We start from the raw sequence: 6,265 nt of genomic DNA on the forward strand, positions 1-6,265 counted from the left end.
CAATTTAATCACCGCCTTTCTAGGTTATGATTAATGCCAAAGGTAGCCGCCTTTGGCATCTACCTTTTATAATTATACCAAACAAACTCTTTAACTTCTTAAAACAGTCCATGAAAAGATTTTACTTTTTATTCTTTAGCACTTTGTTTTTTGCACCTTCATTTTTATTTGGTGCAACTGAAATAGCTAATAGCAATTTAATTTATACTTGGGGTTATGGCGATGTGATGAATGAAATCATGCAAGCTGTTAAAGGTATAACCACTGAAACAAGTTATATCGTTAATGCAGCCTTAGCTATCTCATTATTGCTTTTTAGTATCAAAAAAGCAATGGATGGACAAACAAATCCTGTGTTTGAATTTGGAAAAATGTTTATACTTTTTGCTGTAGTGTGGCAGATGTTTTTAAGGGCGCCAAATGACAATAATCACCGCTTCATGATTCACGATGAAGTAACAAGTAAAGATTATGTCATTTCTCAAATTCCTATAGGCATAGGAAAAAGCTTTGCATTAATGACACAATTTGAGAAGGTTATCCTAGAAGCTATGGAAAAACATTTTTCAACTCCACAATCTACAAATTTCTCTAACGCAGGTTTAGGTTTTTCACTTCAAGTGATGAGTACTTTACCAAGCGTAAAGCTTTCGGCTATTGATGCAACTTTGCAAAAAAATATTGATTTTTATTTTAGAAACTGCGTTTCAGTAGGTATCTTGCTTAATCAACAAGGTAGAAATCTTTTTCAAAACTCTGATAATTTAATGCAAGATCTTTTCACAAACATAGGCAATGGCTCTCAGCTTACTCCTTTGTTTAAAAATAACAATAATGTTGAAGAACAAAGTGTTGTACCTTGTTCTGATGCAGGTCCTCAAATCGTTGAAATGATTCAAAACGATACAGATGAAGCTATGAAGATTCATGCTGCTTTGCTTGGTATGGTAGATGATATGACAAATTATGAGCAAAAGTTCTTAGGCGCTGCACAAATCTATAACGAACAAGCTGTAAGTGCTAGATCTTATTTACAGCAATCCATGATAATGCTTGCTTCTCAAGATGCAATCATTAATACCGCTAAATCAGTAGGATTAAATCCTGCTTCTGTGGCTGCAAATACTGCTTATGCGGATCAGCAATTTTATGCAAGTATGCAAGCACAAGGACACATGGCGCAAACTTATTTGCCTTTAGCTAAAGCTTATTTAACAGCTATTATCATAGGTTTATCTTGGCTTGTTGCTTTGCTTTCTATTGTATTTGGCTCTTACGCACATATTAAGATGTTTTTTACTCTATGTATTTGGATAGTGCTTTGGACTCCTATTCTTTGTATTATTAACTATCTAAATGATTATAATCTTATGAAAGTTGCACAAGTAATAACAGGTGGAAAAGCAGCTTTAAGCTTAGGAGATAACATGCTTATATTCAAAGAAGTAGCAAATAGATCAAATTTCATGAATTATCTTGTAATGAGTACTCCTGTTTTAGCTTATGCAATTGCTAAAGCAAGTGAGCAAGGATTTATAACTTTTGCTTCTGGATTATCTCAAGCTCTAACAGGTGCTTCAAGAGCTGCTGGAAGCTTTGCAAATCAGCAAGCTCTATCTACGCAAACAAGTATAGCTGCTCCTAGAGGAGATGAAGTTTGGGCGATGAATGCAGGGGTAGCATCGCTTCAATATGCAAGAAATATAGATGGTGCGGTTACTAAATTTAATACTCAATCAGTTATGGGTGACAATACAAAGAATTCTGAAATCTCTAATGCAAATATGACAGGAACAAATGTTGATGGTATGATGTCAGGCGCCAAACTTAGTGCAGGAGCTATGACAACTGTTAATAGCGTATCTCAAGCAAATTCTGATGCTTGGAATAAAAACTTTAATGATCAGTATTCACATATGAGTCAAAGCGGTAGAGCAAGTGCATTAAATGAAGCTAAAGGATTTATGGAGAAAGGAGATGAAGCATTTAAGAAGGCTTTTGCAAATAATATTGGACAAGAGATTCAAAATAGAACTGATTTAACTAGCGAAGAAAAGGCGGAAATTGCATTAGCAGCTTCTGCTCATGCAGGTTTTAACATTCTTGGAAATGGTGCTGAAATTCAATCAAGTGCGAGTTCAAAAAGAGGTATAGGAAATGTTGAAACTTTTTCAGAAGCTCAAAAAGCTGCATATAATGAAATAATGGAAAGAGCTTCTCTTAAAACTCTATCTACCACAAAAGGTATGGATTCTTCTTGGAGCAATACACTTTCAGGTGGCGATTCTACAGCTTATTCAAAAATGGTTGGGTATGCTCAAAGCTATACACAAACAGAACAAGGTATTCAATCTGTCAGTACTAATAATATTGACAATACACTTAATGTGGTTGCAAGAGATCTTGCTGCAGGAGATAATAAAGACTTTAGCAGCCTTAATACAGCTCAACAAAATGAATACTTTGCAAAAGCAGGTAATTATGTATCCGATATGATTAAAAATGATCCTGCGCAACTTGCACAGTATAATAGTCAATACGGCGCTCAAAGCATTGTTAGTCCAAATAATACTACTATGCCACACGCTGCAGGTATGAATTTTAAAACCATTGATGGATCAGAAAGAAGTGTTTTAACTCAATCTAATTTAAATCAAGATCAAGTAAATCAAAGTAGTAAAAGAACAAGCAACACTACAACAATGCCAGATAGTCAAGAAGTTAAAAGCGGAGCAACTCACTCACAAATAGCTCAAGATAATAAAAAAGGAGGTAATGCTATTAGAGAAACTTCTAAAAATTGGAATCCTCTTGGAAAAGATACTCCTTCTATTTAAACAAAAGGCTTTATAGCCTTTTGTTTAAAGATAAAATAGAATCTAAAATAGCACAATTTACAGAAAAAGCCATGAAAAACAACGATAATATAAAAACTAATGCAATAAAAGCAATTACGACAGATTTAACAGTTGTTAACACTCCTAAATAAACTCCAATTAAAATCGAAATTGAAATTAGCAAGAGAAAACATAAGAGAAATAAAAATTTATTAATTATTTTAGTTTTCCTTTTTTCTGTATTTCTGTTTTTTAGAAAAACCATATAAAAACTTAAAATTGAAAAAAACAACACAATAAATATTAAAAAGCTAACAACTAAGTATGTGGAAAACATAATATTACTCCTTGATTAATAACTTATTCATATTTTTAATAAAATTATACCATATTTTAATAAATTTTGCAAGTATTTTTGCTATAAAATGCCTATTTTTTAGTGGTTTTAACGAGGTTCTTTTTTTTATTTAACTTGGGAAAATCTTGCATGTGCTATTTTGTTTCTAGCATTAGAACCATCTTTACAAAACAATAGTCGCAATTCTTTTTATTAATTCATGAAGTGAAAATATATTTTCACATTTATTAAAATCAAGATTAAGCAAATTATTCACAATGTTATATTCTTTTTCTTTCATAGTTAAAACCTTTATAAAATTTTCTAAACTAAATAATTTTTAAAACATAGCAAGAATTATATTCAAGAATAGTTTAAAAATATTTTTTAAGATTTATCATGAATGTAGTTTTTATAAAATTAATTGCATTGATTGTCTTGATTTTATTAATATTAGATTTTTAATGATTTGTTTATTTTAATGTTTAATTATATCAAAAGCTTTTTTTATATGATTAATATAGAAAGACTTAATTTATTGGTGGCTGAAGGAATAAAGTGCTAGAAAAAATAAAATTGTATCTGGAAAACTATCGCATTCAAAAGGTATTGTTTGAATTATTAAATTTAGATTTAAAAGAACTAAACTATTCTTGGAATGATAATATTAATTGCTTCTCGTTTTCTGGGGGTATAATTAAGTTATTAAAGTTGAATGAATATTATATAAAATCTTCATTAGTATATACTAAAGATGGACAATGGCTACAAAAGCAAGATGATTTTATTGGTTTACTTAGCAATTTATTTAAACAAGATGAATATAAAGAAATAGATGATTTTGATTTAGGAGTTGTAAAATCAATTTCTTGCTCAAGTTCTAACAACGAAACTAATTATTTTGCTAATATTAATTTATATGAATCTAATATAGATCCTAGAGATATAATTTATTTATTTGGTTTTGATACTTTTCGAGCATTAAATAAAAAGGGTGGATGGGATTTACAGTCATGTATTAAACATTTTCAAGAAGATAAAATTTTAGAATTCACTTATTATGAGTGGGCTGATTGGTATGAATGGAATAATCATAATGGTTCTCATCATTTTGCGGTTGCTTTATACCACTTAAGGAACAACCAAGATAAATATAAAGTTAAAGCTAGGATAAAAATAGAAAAATTAAATCAATATAATTTAAAAAAACTTTTAGAAGAGTATGAAATTTTTATAACCCATGAGGATAATATATATAAAATAAATTCTTTATTTAATCAAATTTTTACAGCACAAGATTATAAAAATTACAAATTAAATAATGATAAGACATATGCAATAGTTTTCAAAAAAAATAAAATAAATAATTTTATTTTAAATATACTAAATAAACTAGATTCAAAGTATTTCTTTTATTGGAATAGGGAATTAAAAAAGCATTCAAATCCAAAATAATGCAAACCAAAAGCCACGCCTCTTTCGGTTCAATGTTTTTTGTTGCAATTGTATTAAGCTAAGACTAAGCGTGGTTTATTTATAATTATTTCGGTTTTTTAAGTGAGATAATCAACGAGTTTGATTATCTCGTTAATTAATTCTAAGACAAGAACTAAAAACTCAATGATCTTACTCATCATGCCTCCTTCTTATAACCGAAAGAGTAGCCATACTTAATACGCTTTAATTGTAGTATTTTTAAATGAATTTTTATTATCTTGTATTGTTTTATTTTACAAAAATTTTGTTTTAGCCTATTATTAATTGTTTATATGGTAAAATTGGTAAAATTCAGATAATTTAGAGTATACAGTTTTAGCCTATTATTAATTGTTTGTATGATAAAATTTTAGATTTTATAGGCAAAGCATTTATATTGTTTTAGCCTATTATTAATTGTTTATATGGTAAAATAGACTTATCTAAAAAGCCTATTTTATCAATGTTTTCACTTTCAAATAGTGTTTTTTACCCATTCAGATTCAACTATTGAAAGAACTCTTGCGGTTTTGTAAATATTATCATGCGGATTTAGTATAGTTCTCACGGCGTAATACTGTTCGTTTTTTACCTCTTCTTTTTCAACTACAACTATCGTATCAACTGATTCTTCTTGAAGTTTCAAAGGAATGTATAAAACTACCCTTTGCTTATAAGCTGCAGGAATAATCATCTTTTGAAGATTATAATTATCTTTGATGATTTTCAATTCACCATTAATAATGTGTCCTATGAACCTATCATTTAGTTTTTTCACAATTTCAGGTAATCGCTCTTTTCTCTCAAAAAGATGCAAATGATTTACCCTAAAATCCAATTTACTATCAAAAATGATTTCATTTTTGAATGTATCATAATCGCTTAAAGATTTAGGTATTTCTAAATCATCTAAAACTCTATCTCCATTAGAACAAAATTTTCTAAAAATATATCCTCCATTTTCCTGCTTTTCAAAGCATGCAAATATTGGAAAAACACCTGTACTATACAAACCTGTATTGAAACATGCCTTTGTTTTGTCTTTATTATAAGTAATAATATCAGGATAGCTTTTATTTTCATAAATGAACTCAAAATATTTAAATAGATAAGAAAATAAAATATTATTTCCGTTTCCCCAAAATTCTTTTTGAGCTATATTAGAAAGCTCTTGGAGTGTATTTAGAAAATTTGGAAAATAGGCAAATTGAAACAACAAAGGTTTCTCTTCAACTTTGTTTTGAATTTGATCACGATTTGAAGTCTTGTTTCTTGTGGTAGCTTTTTTAACATAAACTAAAGAAGGTTCGTTTTCATCTTTTTCAAGATCAAAGTCTGCTTCTATTAATGCCTTACTACAATTGATTTTTAAATCATATTTTCTTTTCAAATATTGACTGATATGTCCTGTAGTAACATGGTCAAATTTAGTCTTACTATCTTCATAGGCTTCCAAAATTAATTTTTCTATGTTTTTTTCCACGCTAAAAACCTAATTGTCCTTTCTTATAATCTTCTAAACCTTTCAATAGTCCAAAAAGTATGTCAGAATCAACCGCTCCTTCAATAGGAGTGCCTATTACTTTTCCTGTTGGAGTTAAAATATAAGTTGTTG

General features: G+C 29.0%; 4 protein-coding genes. 3 read left to right on the forward strand and 1 reads right to left on the reverse strand.

Going from position 1 to position 6,265, the window contains the following annotated elements; all coding sequences use genetic code 11:
- The first annotated feature begins 110 nt into the window (after window positions 1-110).
- From AJ939_RS03800 to AJ939_RS03805, 3 genes are all read left to right on the forward strand, one after another.
- Entirely contained in the window at window positions 111-2,837 is a 2,727-nt protein-coding gene (locus tag AJ939_RS03800) for a conjugal transfer protein TraG N-terminal domain-containing protein (RefSeq protein WP_070283389.1), read from the forward strand.
- A gap of 20 nt (window positions 2,838-2,857) precedes the next feature.
- Window positions 2,858-2,989, forward strand: coding sequence for a hypothetical protein (locus AJ939_RS11110; protein WP_257841619.1), 132 nt, complete (start codon window positions 2,858-2,860; stop codon window positions 2,987-2,989).
- A gap of 743 nt (window positions 2,990-3,732) precedes the next feature.
- Entirely contained in the window at window positions 3,733-4,629 is an 897-nt protein-coding gene (locus tag AJ939_RS03805; RefSeq protein ID WP_070283390.1) for a DUF6685 family protein, read from the forward strand.
- A gap of 496 nt (window positions 4,630-5,125) precedes the next feature.
- On the opposite strand, the gene AJ939_RS03810 is transcribed toward AJ939_RS03805, so the two are convergent.
- Window positions 5,126-6,133, reverse strand: coding sequence for a DUF3825 domain-containing protein (locus tag AJ939_RS03810; protein WP_070283388.1), 1,008 nt, complete (start codon window positions 6,131-6,133; stop codon window positions 5,126-5,128).
- Window positions 6,134-6,265 lie beyond the last annotated feature (132 nt).

It is taken from the genome of Campylobacter sp. BCW_6889, assembly GCF_001762535.1.
GTDB classification, from domain to species: Bacteria; Campylobacterota; Campylobacteria; order Campylobacterales; family Campylobacteraceae; genus Campylobacter_D; species Campylobacter_D jejuni.